Consider the following 16,005-nt stretch of genomic DNA (forward strand, 5'->3'; position numbering starts at 1 on the left):
ATTACTATTAAGATATTGTGATAGTGCGATGATCTACCGAATATTTTTCATCAAAAATCTCATCGTATCAGCTTCAGAAATGGTTTCACATCTATATTATTATCAATTCAAGATTTTTTGAAAACCTTTTGCGCCTGTTATATTAAAGGATTATCTTTGAGAGAAAACACGGTAACCTTTAATGAGACGCTTCCCGCTTTTCCTCTTTTTACTTTTAAGTTTAAACTTTTCCGCACAAATCATCACCGAGACCCAGAAGCTGGAATCTCTGTGCAGGGTTTGGGGATTTTTAAAATATTACCATCCCCGTGTAGCAAAGGGAAACCTTAACTGGGATAAACAGCTTTTTCAAAAGATCAATGAACTTGAGGATATTACCGATAAGAAATCTCTCAATGCCATGTATTCTGAATGGATCGAAAGTCTCGGACAAGTTCCACTATGCAAAGAATGTGCGGTACAAGATCAAAAAGTTTATTTCCTTAAGAATTTTGACCTGCGCTGGATCGATAATTCGCAGATATTCTCCGATGATGTATCTCAAAAGCTCCGTTATATTGAAAACAACAGGAATCTTGGCGACAATCACTATATTGGAAAAGGAGGAAGAAAAATATATTTCAGGAATGAAAAATCCTATGGTTCTCAATTTACATCCAAAAGAAATGGTTTACTGGAGTTATTCAGATACTGGAATTATGTAGAATATTTCTTTCCTTATAAATATGAAACCGATCAGAACTGGAATGATGTCCTTACGGAAATGATTCCCAAATTTCTAACGATTGATAATGACGAGAATTTTCACCTGGCATTAGCAGAATTGGTGGCTAAAACAGATGACTCACACGCTTATATTTCATCTAAAGAAATTCAACGTAGTTTGTATGGTCAACGAAAAGTTCCCGTGGAATACACGTATGCTGAAGGGAAACTGGTGATTACGAAAGTTAACGACACACGATCCAGACATAAAAGCCCTCTGCATCACGGAGATGTCATTTATGATATAGAAGGAAAAACCATCCCTCAAGTGATCAATAGTTTAGCGAAATACGTCCCCGCTTCCAACTCATGGGGAAAGGTCAGCAAAATAAAAGACAAACTTCTCTACAGCAAGAATGATTCTATTTCCGTAAAGATCGAAAGGGATGGGCAAAATCTTGAAATAAAAACCAGGACATACCTTATTAAAGATATTATTCATGAAAAAATTCCGGCTCCTAAAAAATGGAAATTGATGGATGATGAAAAGAAAATCGGGTTTGTGAATATGGGAATTTTAGAAAAGGAAGATCTTGATGAGATGTACCGCAGTTTAAAATCCACAAAAGCTATTATTTTTGATCTCAGGAATTATCCAAGACAAACAATCATTCCCTTAAGTTATCTTCTTCTTCCCAACCCCTCAATCTATTATCAGTTTACTTTTCCTGACACCAGCTATCCCGGAAAATTTTACAGCAGAAAAAACGTAACAGGCAGAAAGAATCCTGAATACTATAAAGGAAAGGTAATCGTTTTAGTAGATGAGAATACACAAAGCCAGGCAGAAACTACAACCATGATGTTCAAACAGCATCCGAACGCGAAAATTATCGGAAGTCATACTTCGGGAGCCAATGGAGATGTCATTATGTTTACAATTGCTGACCTTGATACAAGGTTTACAGGTCTTGGTGCTTATTATCCAGATGGCAGGGAAACCCAAAGAATAGGAATCATTCCCGATATTCTTGTAAAACCAAGTATTGAAGGGATAAAAAACGGCAAAGACGAAGTTCTGGAAAAGGCTTTGGAATACATAGAAACCACTGATTAAATGAGACAAAAATGTGAATTATTTCACAAGATTTTCATTTAACTAATATTTAACTTTTAATCTTTCGATTTTGTGAGATTTTAAAAGGATTTGGTCAACATTTTGATACAATAACCATGTAAAAAATAAATTATGTCAGAAAAGATATTATGGATCGATGATGAAATAGATTTACTTAAACCTCATATCGTATTTTTAGAAAAAAAAGGTTACCAGGTAACCCCGGTTAATAACGTGAATGAGGCTTTGGAACTTATGGATTCAGAGAAATTCGCTTTAACACTCATTGATGAAAATATGCCCGGCATTTCCGGATTGGAAGCTATTCCAATGATCAAGGAAAAAGATAATGCCTTAAAAATCGTCATGGTGACAAAAAGTGAAGAGGAACACATTATGGAAGAGGCTATCGGTTCCCAGATTGCCGACTATATATTAAAGCCTGTAAACCCTAATCAGATATTACTTTCCCTAAAGAAAAACCTTCAGCAGGATAATCTTGTAGAACAAAAAACAATTTTACAATACCAGCAGGAATTCAGAAACCTTTCCATGGAACTTTCTTACCTGAGAACCTATCAGGAATGGGCTGAATATTATAAAAAGATCCTTAGCTGGGAAATTAAATTTGATAAGGTAGCAGACAATGAATTTGCCGATCTTCTTCAATCTCAGAAAGAGGAAGCCAATATTCAGTTTGCAAAGTTTATTGAGAAAAATTATGAAAACTGGCTTACAGATTCAGATAAACCAATGATGAGCCACACACTTTTCAAGGAAAAAGTAAAACCTGAAGTGGAAAAAGAAAAAGTTCTTTTACTGATGGTGGACAACCTTCGTTATGATCAGTGGAAAGTGATTGAACCTTTATTCACAAAATATTACAATAAAATATCAGAAGATTATTATTACAGCATTCTTCCTACGGCAACACAATATGCAAGGAACTCTTTCTTTGCAGGATTAATGCCATCGGAGATTGAAAGACGTTTCCCGGATAAATGGTTCAATGATAATGAAGAGGGAAATAAAAATGAATTTGAGCGTGATTTCCTGGAAGACCAGATGAAAAGAATCGGTCTTGGTTCAAAATCTATGAAATACCTTAAAGTACTGAACGCTGATTTTGAAAGAAAAATCTATGATGACTTCAATCAGCATAAAAATAATGACCTGCTGGTGATTGTGTATAACTTTATTGATATCCTGTCACACGCGAAAACAGACAACCATATTGTAGATCAGTTGATCCGCGATGATAAGACATTCCGTTCTCTTACCTTCAACTGGTTTGAAAATTCTTCTTTATTGAAGATTATTAAGACAGCGGCAGAAAATGGTTATAAACTTGTTATCACTACAGATCACGGAACGGTATACGTGAAAAAGCCAAGTAAAGTGGTAGGAGACAGAGAAACGTCTACGAATATCAGATACAAAACGGGTAAAAGTTTAACGTATGATGACAGTGACGTATGGGCCATTACCAACCCTGAAAAGCTTTTCCTTCCAAAAGGAAATCTAAGTTCTAAATATATTTTTGCTAAAAACAATATATTCCTGGCTTATCCTAAAAATTACAATCATTTTGTTAATTACTATAAAGAAACTTACCAGCATGGAGGAATTTCACTTGAAGAGTGTATTATTCCTATCAGCGTATTAGAACCCAAGTAGTTTTTTTCATAGTTTATTTAATTTTGGGTTAAAGGCGGAAAAAATCTATTGATTTTTTCCGCCTCTTTTTTTAAGGCATTCATTTTGCATACTTGAAGGCAACCTTAAATAAATATAATCTTATGAAAAAGCACATTTTTATTGCAGCAGCATTCGCAGCTTTATTTTTAACTTCATGTAATAAAGAAAAGAAAGCAACAGATTCCGCACCGGCTACTATAGACAGTGTTGCTTCTACGCCGTCTGATTCAGCAGCGGTGTCAGGAACTCAGGATGAAATTGTAAAAAGTACTTCGAAAGACAGCAGCGGAAAAACGTTGGACATGACTTTCAACAACACTAAAAATACGGCTACAGTAGTTTTCAACAATGAAACAATTGAACTACAGGGGCAAAAGCCTGCATCAGGAATATGGTATAAGAATGATCATTATGAACTGAGAGGAAAAGGCGAAGAAATAGAACTGACGAAGGATGGTAAAACAGTTTTTAAAAAATAAATCCCTTCCTAAAAATATAAAAAGTCGGCTTTGAAATTAAAGACCGGCTTTTTTATTTCCCTACATTTGAAAAAATTTATTTTGTTTATGAGATTAATCACTTACAATGTCAACGGAATCAGAGCTGCTTTCACAAAAGATTTCCTGGGCTGGCTGAAGATTGCCGATCCGGATATCATCTGTATTCAGGAAAGCAAAGCCGGAAACGATCAGATAGACATCGAAAGTCTTGAAAAATTAGGATATAACAGTTATTGGCATTCTGCAGTAAGAAAAGGTTACAGCGGGGTCGGAATTGCTTCAAAAATAAAGCCTAATCATGTAGAGTATGGTTGCGGCATCGAAAGCTATGATAATGAAGGAAGAATCATTCGTGCAGATTTTGACGGATTTTCCGCCATTTCCGTATATGTTCCTTCTGCATCCAATATTGAGAGGCTGGATTTTAAAATGCAGTTCTGCCATGATTTTCTTGAGTATATCAAGAATTTAAAAAAAGAAATTCCTAACCTGATTATATCGGGAGACTTTAATATCTGCCATGAGGCTATCGATATTCACAATCCTGTAGGTCTAAAGAATGTTTCCGGATTTCTTCCTATGGAAAGAGAATGGATGACCAGTTTCATCAATGAATGTGAACTTATAGACAGTTTCAGGTTCTTTAACAATGAACCGGACAATTATACCTGGTGGAGCTACAGACAAAATTCAAGGGAAAGGAATAAAGGCTGGAGACTGGATTATAACTTCACTTCCTATAGTTTAAAAGATAAGCTCACAAGGGCTGTTATTTTAAAGGAAGCGGTGCATTCTGACCATTGTCCTGCTTTATTGGAATTGGATGTATAATCAACAGGTATTCATCCATACAAAAAGCCAGCTGAATCAGCTGGCTTTTTTTTAATTTAAATCATAAAATTAATCGACAATTTCATATTCGACCGGAATGGTACCACGACTGATATCTCCGATCTCATCGAACGCAGCTTTAGACATGTCTAAAGATCTTGATGAATGGTAAGGCCCTCTGTCATTAATTCTCACTATTACCTCTTTACCATTTTTAAGGTTAGTTACCTTAACGTTTGTTCCAAATGGAAGCGTTCTGTTTGCTGCAGTGAACTTTGAGTTATCAAAGATTTCTCCGCTGGCGGTTTTTCTACCGTTAAATCTATCGTGGTAGTACGATGCATAACTTGTTTTTTTCGCATCTAAGGCATTACCTGTAAAAGAGTAAACACCTAGGGTTGAAATCATCATTATGATTACGAGAATGAATCTTTTCATCATTTTGAACTTTTATTGGTTTTGACGGGAGCAAATGTATCAGGAATCTTTATAAAACCCTATTCAATATGTTAAAAACAGTTAACGAAATCATAATAAAATACTAAAAAACGTTGTAACCTCCTATGGATAGGGCTTTTACACTATGCTGTTAAAAAGTGTTAAAAAAACACTTAAAAAGTTAATATAATTAACTAATTCATACATAATTTAAAATTCCAAGAAACAAAATAACTTGATAACCAACACATTACAAAAAACACATTGTTAAGATTTCAATCAGAAAGAATAATTTTAAAATTAAAAATCTTAAATCCGGTATATAACAAAAATGACCACCAGAAGATGCTCAGCCTTATAATATCAGATTTTTGAATCCTATTTTAACATGTATGTACTGTGTTAAAATTTCAAGATTGATATGACAGCAAAAATAACACGATAGAAATTTTAAAAATTAGTGTACTATTTTTATCTCTGTCGAAAAAATAAAAGAACGTCTCATCTCAAAAGCAAAAAACCAATGATTTCTCATTGGTTTTTTTATTATATAATAAATAAATATTATTTTAAATATTCCAAAACATAGTCATATGTTCCACTCGGATATACTACAGACATGGTAGGAGATCCTGTAACAGCAGATCCATTAGTGATATCGTATGAGTACAATTCTCTTGAATATACTGTGTTAGTACCCGCTTTATAAATAGTAATTCCGTACAAAGCAGTAATTCCACCAGGTGCAGGGATTGTTACTGCAGTAGTCGTTCCATTTGCAGTAAAAGTTCCTTTTATACCATAAATCTGTGCATTATTTACAAGTCTGTTTGTAACAGTTTCAGTAGTAAGAATATTTTCTTTAGCAGAAGAACTCAATGGTAACCATTGTCCTGAAGCTGAAGAGAATGCTGGTGTTGGAGTAGGGTTGCTGAAATAGTAAAAACCTACACCTACCGTTTGGTTTCCGATACCTGATCCTGTAGCTGGAGTAGTACCAGCAGTAGAGTTATAAACAATCATCCCATCATATGCTGTAGGGAAATTAAGCGCACTAGTTACTGGTGTTACAAAAGTGAACGTTGTTAAATTTGTTCTAGGAAATGCTAATCCTTTACCATTACTAGTAGATGTTGTAAAGCCGTTTGCAGAAGCATCTAAGAATACGGACTGTGTAGCTACTGTAGCACTGACAGTACCATTAGATCTCAATTGAGCAAAAAAAGTGCTTGATGCCGCAACAATGGCAAACAATGCTGATGTTAAATATACTTTCATAATTGTGTTTTATTATTAGAATGAACTATAGCTATACCAATTTGTCCCATCACAAATATAAGACAAAGATCCACCTGATTGAAGAGGTGTTGTTGAAGCACTAGTATGAACTCCCGTTACACTAAAGAAATTACCTCCTGTAGCATCAATAAATGTAATGGTTTTACCATTGGTTTTTGTTAATGTAGCCAGGTTAAATGTAACATTCGACGTAACAAGGATTGCGTTGTTCAGGTCTGCATCTGAGATCGTAGCAGCTGTTTGCGCTCTTACTGTCATTCCTGCAGGAGCGACAGAACCGCCACCAAAAGGTTTCCATTCTGGAACAGTATTATCAAAATAATAGAAACCAGGGCCAGTAATTTTAGCTTTTCTAGCTCCTGTACCGGTTCCCGCAGTAATGTAAACAATGGCTCCGTTTTGAGGCGCAGCGTACGTTCCACTTGTATCATCCTTAGCGGATAATTCTGCTGCTGTCATACGAGGGACTAATAAGGCATCAGGTCTAGCATTATCTGTAGTGTTGGCTACTACATCTAAAGTTGCGGCAGGTGTGGTTGTGTTAATCCCCACTCGCCCCTGTTGAGCCTTAGAAACGGCCGAAAGGCCAACAAGCATAATTGCTGTTAATAAAAATTTTTTCATAAGTTTTTAAAGATTTTAAATTACATTTTTTTCATCAATATTTCCAAAAAGGAACATACATCTCAACTTGTGAACATCAAACTAAAAAAAATATCCAACTAATTATTTAAATTGATTTTTAGCTTTATTTCAATGACTAACTTGCTGAAAGCACATGATTTAAAAATATTGCTTCTTGCGCAAATTTAATACATAATTTTCGATTTTAAATACATTATAAAAGAAAATTAAAAATTCTTAATTAAACAAAATATTAACAAATTGATTATCAATAAAATAAAAACAGTCTACCGAGAAAATTCTATGTTAATTTTTGTTAATAAGTCTACTTTACAATGCATTTTTTTTACTGATTAATAAGCGTTTAGCTACACTAATTCTCCATATAAATCAAATTCTTCGGCAGAGGTAATTCTGACGTCTGCAAATTCACCAATTGAAATATAAGTATCTTCTGCTGAAACCAAAACCGTATTATCTACATCCGGCGAGTCATACTCTGTTCTTCCGATAAAATAGTTCCCTTCTTTACGGTCAAAAATACATCTGAATACTTTCCCTATTTTTTCCTGGTTTTTTTCCCATGATATCTGAGACTGCAGTTCCATTATTTCCTCTACTCTAGCCTCTTTTACTTCCTGGGGAATGTTATCTTCCAAAACATGGGCTGTAGTATTCTCTTCATGAGAATAGGTAAAACAGCCTAATCTGTCAAATTTTTGTTCTCTTACCCAGTCTTTAAGCTCCTGAAATATCTCTTCTGTTTCACCAGGATACCCAACGATAAGCGTTGTTCTGATGGCCATATCAGGAACTTTTTCTCTGAATTTTCCTAAAAGGGCATCTGTTTTCTCATGGGTAGTTCCTCTCTTCATAGATTTCAGCAAATCTGAATTGATGTGTTGAAGCGGAATATCTATATAATTACATACTTTAGGCTCTTCACGGATAATATCAAGAACATCTTCAGGGAAACCGCTTGGGAAAGCATAGTGAAGACGAATCCATTCCACTCCTTCTACTTTTACCAATTCTTTTAAAAGATCACCCAATGCTCTCTTTTTATAAAGATCGAGACCATAGTAAGTAAGATCCTGAGCAATAAGAATCAATTCTTTCGTTCCTTTTTTAGCCAGTTTCTGAGCTTCTAACACCAGTTTTTCGATTGGCGTTGAAACGTGGCCTCCTCTCATCAATGGGATCGCACAGAAAGAACATGGCCTGTCACAGCCTTCAGAAATTTTAAGGTATGCGTAATGTTTGGGAGTTGTTGTTAGTCTTTCCCCTACCAGTTCATGTTTATAATCTGCTCCCAGATGCTTCAAAAGTACCGGAAGATCTCTTGTTCCGAAATATTGATCTACATCCGGAATTTCTTTGATCAAATCCGGTTTATATCTTTCAGATAAACATCCTGTAACAAATACTTTCTCAACCTCACCTCTGTTTTTAGCATCAACATAATCCAGGATGGTATTGATAGACTCTTCTTTCGCATTGTCAATAAATCCGCAGGTATTGATGACCACAATATCCCCACGGTCTTCGTGAACCACTTCTTTGCCATTGGCTTTCAGCTGGCTCATTAATACTTCAGAATCATATACATTCTTGGAACATCCAAGAGTGACTACATTGATTTTCTTCTTCCCTACAGATTTTGTACGCATCGTTTTGATTTTGAGTCTGCAAAGATACAAAATATTGGAGAGTTAGGATTAAAAAATAAAAACCACTTTATAAAAGTGGTTTTCAGGAATATACTTTAAAAGTTTTTTTCTTTAAATCCAGGGGCATTCTGGTCTTTATCTGAAAGTATAGCATCTTTTTCATCTACCTTCCAGTCAATATTAAGATCGGGATCATTAAATTTCACACTGCCTTCCGATTCTTTGTTATAAAAGTTATCACATTTATAAGAGAAAACAGCATGGGTACTCAATACAGAAAAACCATGTCCGAAGCCTCTCGGCACATAAAGCTGTAATTTATTTTCAGCAGTAAGTTCTATTCCGAACCATTTTCCGAATGTAGGAGAATCTTCTCTAAGGTCTACAGCCACATCCCAAACGCTGCCTTCAAGACAGGAAACCAGTTTTGCCTGGGCATGTTCTCCTTTCTGAAGATGCAGACCTCTCAATACTCCATAGGAAGATTTGGAAATATTATCCTGCACAAAGTGCCCGTTCATTCCGGTAAGTTCCTCGAATTTTTTTTCGTTGAACTTTTCAAAGAAGTAGCCTCTTTCGTCTTCAAAAATAGTAGGCTCTATGATGTAGCAGTCTTTAAGCGGGGTTTCTTTAATTTTCATAATAGTTAAAAAACTCTATTTCAATGTGGTTATTAATGTTTTAAACAAAATCTTTATATCGTTTCTGAAAGACATATTTTCAAAATAATCCAGATTCATTTTTACTTTGTTTGGAAATAATACTTCATCATTGTAAGCTAAAGGATCTTCCTGATTTTTCAGGAGATACTCTTCATCTCTGTATTTAATACTTGCTTCACAGGTAAGCCCGGGTTTGAGTTCCAAAACTTTTCTGTCTGTTCCGGTAAGCTTATCATAATAGCCTTCGATATCAGGTCTGGGGCCTACAAAGCTCATATCACCTTTTATAATATTAAACAATTGCGGAAATTCATCCAGCTTAAATTTTCTGAGAGCCTGCCCTACTTTTGAACATGTTCTCTTCTGTTCATGAATTGTTTTAATTTTAAAAATGGTAAATGGTTTTCCATACTGCCCTATCCGTGTCTGCAAAAAAATTCCGTTGGAAGATGTATCCAGGCTTGCAATCACAAATAAAATGATCAGTACCGGCATAAGAAAGAGGATTAATATTGCCGCCAAGACAAAATCAAAACCCGCTTTCCAATATCTATACTGATTCATTAAGTGCAATGATATTAAATTCCAAAGTACGAATGTACTACTTTTGTTATTCTTTCCCTGTCATCGTCTGACAGGTTAGAACCAGAAGGTAGACATAGTCCGTTATCAAAGAGTTTTTCAGAAACATTTCCACCGTAATAAGGAGAAGTTTCAAAAACCGGCTGTAAATGCATCGGCTTCCAAAGTGGTCTTGATTCAATATTGTCTTCTAAAAATGCGTGTCTTAAACCTTCTCTGTCTTTACCTGTAATTTCCGGATCAATGATTACTGCAGACAGCCAATGATTTGAATAAAAATCATCATTCGGCTCTGAAAATACATTTACCCCTTCAATATTGCTGAAAAGGTCAACATAGAAATCGTGCATTGCTCTGCGTGCAGCCACTCTGTCCTTAAGAACTTCCATCTGTCCTCTTCCTATACCTGCTACAATATTACTCATTCTGTAGTTGAAGCCGATCTGCGAATGCTGATAGTGCGGTGCATTGTCTCTGGCTTGTGTAGAAAGAAAAACCGTTTTATCTTTATCTTCCTGAGTATGACAAACCAAGGCTCCTCCTCCTGAAGTGGTGATAATTTTATTTCCGTTAAAACTTAAAATCCCAAAACGTCCGAATGTTCCACATGCCTGTCCTTTATAGGTAGAACCAAGTGCTTCAGCTGCATCTTCTATCACAGGGATCTGGAATTCCTGAGCAATGGCTGTTATTTCGTCCATTTTCGCAGGCATACCATAGAGATGAACTACAATAATCGCTTTAGGTTTTGTTCCTTTCTGGATTCTGTCTTCGATGGCTTCTCTTAATGCTGTCGGACACATATTCCATGTAGCGGGTTCGCTATCCACAAAAACAGGAATTGCGCCACAATACGCAATTGGATTGGCTGAAGCAGAGAAAGTCATTGATTGGCAGATCACCTCATCACCATGTACAACTCCGCATTCGATAAGAGCAAGGTGTAATGCAGCAGTACCTGCAGAAAGTGCAGCCACTTTTGCATTTTCTCCTAAAAACTGCTCCAGATCATTTTCAAATCCATTAACATTAGGTCCCAATGGGGCTACCCAGTTTTCTTCAAATGCTTCGTTGATGTATTTTTGTTCATTCCCTCCCATATGCGGCGAGGACAGCCAGATTTTAGTATTCATATTTCTGATTAGTAACTTATTTATATAATATTTTTCTTAATAATTCGACCCGGGTTTCCCACAACAATTGAGTAATCGGGGACATCGGCAATGATGACCGCTCCGGCACCAATTACACACCACTTTCCTATTTTGATCCCCTGGATTACCGAAGCTCCTATTCCAATCTGAGAGCCTTCTCCTACTTCCACTCCTCCGGCAAGTGCTGAATTGGGTGAAATATGAACAAAGTCTTCAACCACGCAATCATGATCTACAGATGCATTGGTATTGATAATACAATGTTTTCCAATGACAGTATCAGCATTAATGACCACTCCTCCCATGATGACTGTTCCCCTTTCTATTTTCACAGATCCAGAAATTATTGATTTTGGATGTATTAAAATGCCAATCTCGTGCTTAATCTGTTCTGCTATCTTTTTACGGGTAAAATTATTCCCAATTGCAATAATAAGTTTTTCCTTATCCTCTGGTAAATTATTCAAGACTGGAAATCCATAGCATTCCTTTTTAGTGACATCCTGATCTATGAATGCCTTAATTTTTATGTCATTAGCAGCAGCAATATCTGCAATTACCTTTCCATGTCCGCTTGCTCCAAATAAATACATAGCTATCAATTAATTTCCTTTAAAGGGTTCTATGGTAACGTGTCCATCAGCTGAAATTCCTTCTCTTATAAAAACTTTCTTTATCGTAAGAAATATTATTTTCAGATCCAGCATAAAGGATAGATGCTCCACATACCAGACATCTAAATTAAACTTTTCTTCCCAGGAAATAGCATTTCTTCCGTTAATCTGTGCCCAGCCGGTAATTCCCGGTCTTACTTCATGCCTTCTTGCCTGATGTTCATCATATAAACCGAGATATTGTACCAGTAAAGGTCTTGGACCTATTAATGACATATCTCCTATCAAAACATTAATCAGCTGTGGAATTTCATCTATAGATGTTTTACGGACAAATGCCCCTACTGCTGTAAGTCTCTCTGCATCTGATAACAGTTTACCTTCGGAATCAGTTTTGTCATTCATCGTTTTGAATTTTATAATGGTAAAAATTTTACCGTTTTTCCCTGGTCTTCTCTGAAAGAAAAAAGGTTTCCCTTCATTTGCGATGGCCAAAGCAATAAAAAAAACAATAAAGACCGGACTTACGATAAGCAGACCGATTAAGGCTAATGTAAAATCAAGAACTCTTTTTAAAAAAACACGATACATCTTTCTTTTCCCTTTATTTTAAGCGTTAATAATTTTATCATAAGATTGTTGTACCTGAAATTCTCTTTCCAGGAATTTTCTACTGTTCTCCCTCATTTCTTCAAAGTTATTTGCATCCATTTCTACGAATGTATTTATTGCTTTTATCATCTTCTGAAGATTTCCTGAATGCACAGCGATGCCACAATTATTCTTAACTACATCTGTTCCAATATCTGTACAGGAATCCGTAGCAGTAAGGACCGGCAACTTAAACTCAAGATATGATAGTAAACGGGACGGATAATTTGGGATCGTAAAATCTTTATGCAGAAAGATCAACCCAACGTGGCAGGACTGTACCAGCAGGTCATAATCAGTTTTCGGAATGACAGATAAAAGTAATGCGTTTTTGGGGCGGAAAGTATCAAACCATTTCCTCATTCTGCCAAATTCTGTTCCAGAGCCTACTATCACAAAAAATAATCTGTCGTCTTCAGCTTTGGCTTTTAAGGTTTCTATCAGAAAATCAATTCCCTGAGGTTTTCCTAAATTTCCACCATAGATAAAGATTTTCCTATTTTCCGGGATGCCATACCTCGCGTGAATTTCTTTATATTGGCAAATAATTTCTTTATTTAAGGGCAGGAGCTCAATAGCATTTGGATTTACCTCCAGTTTTTCTTTAGGAATAAAAGAATTATGTTCAATCACAAATTTTAGATTGGCATCCGACATACACCCAATTTTATCTGAAATCAAATATAATTCTTTTTCTTTATTTCTAAAGTAGTTGTAAAGTAATCCTTTTTTAGACATCAGCTGCATATCAACCGCATTTTGGGGGAAGATATCCTTTAGAAGAAGATATGTTTTAGCCTGATCTCTTTTTTTGATATATTTAATAAGGTTTGTAAAAGTAATAGGAGGTGTGGCGTAAATAATCAGATCAAATTTCACTCCTGACAAGTGTTTATTGATGGCTCTTAGAAAGAGTTTATCAATTGTCAGGGTAGAAAATCCCTTTTCAATAAAATTCGTTTTCTGAATATTAAGTGTTTTTACATTTAGAAAAACAGTATTCCCTTCTTTTTTCACATTAGTCTTTTGATTTTCGCATCTTTCAACAGGGGAGACTATATACAGGAAATGCCCATGCTGGGAAAACTCCCGCATTAAATCTTGATAAATACCACGTTCTTTTAGGGTATTGATCTTCACTAAGGTAAGAAACAAGATATTCATAATTTATTCCAGACTACTCTGTTAATGTAATCGGTATAGCTTATAATAATTCTAACCGTTTTTTCTGACACATTGGGCATGGAATAATCCGCCACAAGTCTGTAGTTTCTATTGTCTCCTGTTTGCTGCTGCTTAAGCTGTACCAATCCCTGCAAAATTCTCTCAGGAGATAATCCCACCATCATAACAGAAGCTTCCTCCATAGCTTCAGGTCTTTCATGTGCTTCTCTGATATTGAGTGCCCTGAAATTAAGGATCGAAGATTCTTCTGAAATAGTACCTGAATCTGACAGTACCGCATAACTTCTCATTTGAAGAGCATTATAATCGTGGAAACCAAGTGGTTTCAGAAACTGAATTTCAGATCTAACCTGAAACTGCATTTTATCAATCATATTTCTTGTTCGCGGATGGGTAGAAAAAATGATGGGATACTGATATTCTTCTGCAATGGCATTTAGGCTGCTGATAAGCCCTCTGAAATTTTTTTCTGAATTAATATTTTCTTCTCTATGTGACGATACTACAAAATACTTTCCTTCTTCAAGATTTAATCTTGTAAGAATATCGGAGTTTTTAATTTGGGGAAGGTAATGATTCAAAACCTCATACATTGGGGAACCGGTTTTGATGATTCTGTCTGCAGGAAGTCCTTCTCTTAAAAGATATTCTCTGGCAATATCCGAATATGTTAAATTGATATCTGAAATATGATCTACAATTTTCCGGTTGGTTTCTTCGGGAACTCTTTGATCAAAGCATCTGTTTCCAGCTTCCATGTGGAAGATCGGAATCTGTCTTTTTTTGGCGGGAATAGCACATAAACATGAGTTTGTATCTCCCAGTACTAAAAACGCATCCGGTTTCACTTTCTCGAGAAGCGGATCAATTTTCACCAAAATGTTTCCAATTGTTTCTGCAGCTGTTTTTCCTGCTGCTTCCAGGAAATGGTCAGGTTTTCTTAAGCCTAAATCTTCGAAAAAGATCTGGTTAAGTTCATAGTCATAATTTTGTCCTGTATGGACTACAATATGTTCTACAGCGTCAGAAGTATCTAAAGCTGATAACACTCTTGATAATCTAATGATTTCCGGCCGTGTGCCTACGACTGTCATTACTTTTAATTTCTTCATCATAACAAAATAAAATTATAGATATCATTATTGCTGAAAAACTCCAAAACTCCATATTTCCAAAAATACTAACTGAAGTAAGAACCAACACGCAATATTGAATAAAAAACAAAAAGAAAGGTAAATAATACATATGCTCTCTGACATATCTTACTTTAAACTTTCTTATATCCTTAAAATACAAAAGGAATAAAACGCCTCCCACAATTCCCATGCTCATCAATACTTCAATAAAAATATTATGTGGGTACATTCCGTCCTCAAATAAGATACGTCCCCCAAAAATAACATTATCTTTAAAAATATTCCAGCCTCTTAATAAATAATAAGAGCGTCCGCTTCCATTCCCTTCAAAAATAGCATTATACATTCTATTTATAAATTCAAAATCCAATGCTAACGTTTGTTTTAAAAAATAAATACTTATAACAAAAAACACTACAAAAGATAATAGAAAAATCCAATACTTTAATTTATTGAGATAAAATAATACTATCAATAGAATGATAAAAACTGCTAATACAGGACTTCTTGCCGAAGAACTAAATATGGTAAAAACTCCCACCAATGTACCTAAAACAGGTTTCAATAATTTTTCAGGGGCTTGAAAATAATAGTAGACAGACATTATTAGTAATGATAACCCATAATGCCCCACATTAATATAATAGCTTACAAATATGCCACTTGATTTTTCAAAATTCTTAAATATGAATATTGTCCATAAACAGCTTATCCCCAGTATTATTAATAAAAAATTAAAAACAATACTATTTAGCCTAGTCATAATTTCTTTTGTAAAACTTATTCCCAATATCGCTATATAAGGAATAAGATTTAAAAAAATAATCCTAATATAAATCTCATTTTTTTCTTGTGATATGTGAGGTAGATAGAGATCATTTTCAAAACTATAAATTGCTTTACATAGATAAAAGATCCAGAAAAGAACAGTAAAAATAACTGTCAGCTTTCTTTTCTTAATATTATCAAAGTTTATATAAATAACAAAAAAACTCAATAATAATACAATGATTCGAAATGGAACAACAAAATAATTATTTGATGTAACTTCTAACAAAACAGCAAATGAGTATGAAAATATATACCCAAAAGTCAGAAGAAAGGTAAACCAGATATCACTTTTTTTTGTCAGTTCCATA

16 protein-coding genes are annotated in these 16,005 nt (G+C 35.0%); 4 read left to right on the forward strand and 12 right to left on the reverse strand.

Annotation, left to right across the window (positions count from 1 at the left end; all coding sequences use genetic code 11):
• The first annotated feature begins 181 nt into the window (after nt 1–181).
• The 4 genes from DDF69_RS07855 (at nt 182) to DDF69_RS07870 (ending at nt 4,851) form a co-directional block, all read left to right on the forward strand.
• A complete protein-coding gene (locus tag DDF69_RS07855) occupies nt 182–1,822 on the forward strand; it encodes a S41 family peptidase (RefSeq protein ID WP_114820300.1) in 1,641 nt (546 codons plus the stop codon).
• Nucleotides 1,823–1,954: 132 nt separating this feature from the next.
• Nucleotides 1,955–3,499, forward strand: a complete 1,545-nt coding sequence (locus DDF69_RS07860) for a PglZ domain-containing protein (protein ID WP_114820301.1) — start codon at nt 1,955–1,957, stop codon at nt 3,497–3,499.
• 122 nt (nt 3,500–3,621) lie between these two features.
• Nucleotides 3,622–3,999, forward strand: a complete 378-nt coding sequence (locus DDF69_RS07865) for an MliC family protein (RefSeq protein ID WP_114820302.1) — start codon at nt 3,622–3,624, stop codon at nt 3,997–3,999.
• A gap of 87 nt (nt 4,000–4,086) precedes the next feature.
• On the forward strand, nt 4,087–4,851 hold the full coding sequence (locus DDF69_RS07870; RefSeq protein ID WP_114820303.1) for an exodeoxyribonuclease III: 765 nt from the start codon (nt 4,087–4,089) through the stop codon (nt 4,849–4,851).
• Nucleotides 4,852–4,920: 69 nt separating this feature from the next.
• Here DDF69_RS07870 and DDF69_RS07875 read toward each other — a convergent pair whose 3' ends face one another.
• The 12 genes from DDF69_RS07875 to DDF69_RS07930 all read right to left on the reverse strand — a co-directional run bounded on the left by DDF69_RS07875 (nt 4,921) and on the right by DDF69_RS07930 (nt 16,004).
• Nucleotides 4,921–5,292, reverse strand: coding sequence for a septal ring lytic transglycosylase RlpA family protein (locus tag DDF69_RS07875; protein WP_114820304.1), 372 nt, complete (start codon nt 5,290–5,292; stop codon nt 4,921–4,923).
• A 561-nt stretch (nt 5,293–5,853) separates the two neighbouring features.
• Nucleotides 5,854–6,567: a hypothetical protein gene (locus tag DDF69_RS07880; protein ID WP_114820305.1), complete on the reverse strand. Its 714-nt coding sequence runs from the start codon at nt 6,565–6,567 to the stop codon at nt 5,854–5,856.
• A gap of 15 nt (nt 6,568–6,582) precedes the next feature.
• Nucleotides 6,583–7,140 (reverse strand): hypothetical protein, encoded by a 558-nt coding sequence (locus DDF69_RS07885; RefSeq protein ID WP_162800887.1) that lies wholly within the window; start codon nt 7,138–7,140, stop codon nt 6,583–6,585.
• A 440-nt stretch (nt 7,141–7,580) separates the two neighbouring features.
• Nucleotides 7,581–8,882: a 30S ribosomal protein S12 methylthiotransferase RimO gene (rimO, locus tag DDF69_RS07890; protein WP_114820307.1), complete on the reverse strand. Its 1,302-nt coding sequence runs from the start codon at nt 8,880–8,882 to the stop codon at nt 7,581–7,583.
• A 95-nt stretch (nt 8,883–8,977) separates the two neighbouring features.
• Entirely contained in the window at nt 8,978–9,523 is a 546-nt protein-coding gene (rfbC, locus tag DDF69_RS07895) for a dTDP-4-dehydrorhamnose 3,5-epimerase (RefSeq protein ID WP_114820308.1), read from the reverse strand.
• A 15-nt stretch (nt 9,524–9,538) separates the two neighbouring features.
• Entirely contained in the window at nt 9,539–10,108 is a 570-nt protein-coding gene (locus DDF69_RS07900; protein WP_114820309.1) for a sugar transferase, read from the reverse strand.
• Between the two features lie 14 nt (nt 10,109–10,122).
• Complete coding sequence (locus DDF69_RS07905; RefSeq protein ID WP_114820310.1) at nt 10,123–11,259, reverse strand: aminotransferase class I/II-fold pyridoxal phosphate-dependent enzyme; 1,137 nt, start codon at nt 11,257–11,259, stop codon at nt 10,123–10,125.
• A gap of 20 nt (nt 11,260–11,279) precedes the next feature.
• A complete protein-coding gene (locus DDF69_RS07910) occupies nt 11,280–11,873 on the reverse strand; it encodes an acetyltransferase (protein WP_114820311.1) in 594 nt (197 codons plus the stop codon).
• 9 nt (nt 11,874–11,882) lie between these two features.
• On the reverse strand, nt 11,883–12,485 hold the full coding sequence (locus DDF69_RS07915) for a sugar transferase (RefSeq protein WP_114820312.1): 603 nt from the start codon (nt 12,483–12,485) through the stop codon (nt 11,883–11,885).
• An 18-nt stretch (nt 12,486–12,503) separates the two neighbouring features.
• Nucleotides 12,504–13,709 (reverse strand): glycosyltransferase family 4 protein, encoded by a 1,206-nt coding sequence (locus tag DDF69_RS07920; RefSeq protein ID WP_114820313.1) that lies wholly within the window; start codon nt 13,707–13,709, stop codon nt 12,504–12,506.
• Nucleotides 13,706–14,842 carry a non-hydrolyzing UDP-N-acetylglucosamine 2-epimerase gene (wecB, locus tag DDF69_RS07925; protein ID WP_114820470.1) on the reverse strand — a complete coding sequence of 379 codons (1,137 nt, stop codon included), beginning with the start codon at nt 14,840–14,842 and terminating at the stop codon, nt 13,706–13,708. The genes DDF69_RS07920 and wecB overlap by 4 nt, the downstream gene beginning before the upstream one ends.
• Entirely contained in the window at nt 14,790–16,004 is a 1,215-nt protein-coding gene (locus DDF69_RS07930; protein ID WP_162800888.1) for an O-antigen ligase family protein, read from the reverse strand. Before DDF69_RS07930 ends, wecB begins: the two co-directional genes overlap by 53 nt.
• Nucleotide 16,005: the final 1 nt, after the last annotated feature.

It is taken from the genome of Chryseobacterium sp. KLBC 52, from assembly GCF_003347605.1.
Taxonomy (GTDB): Bacteria; Bacteroidota; Bacteroidia; order Flavobacteriales; family Weeksellaceae; genus Chryseobacterium.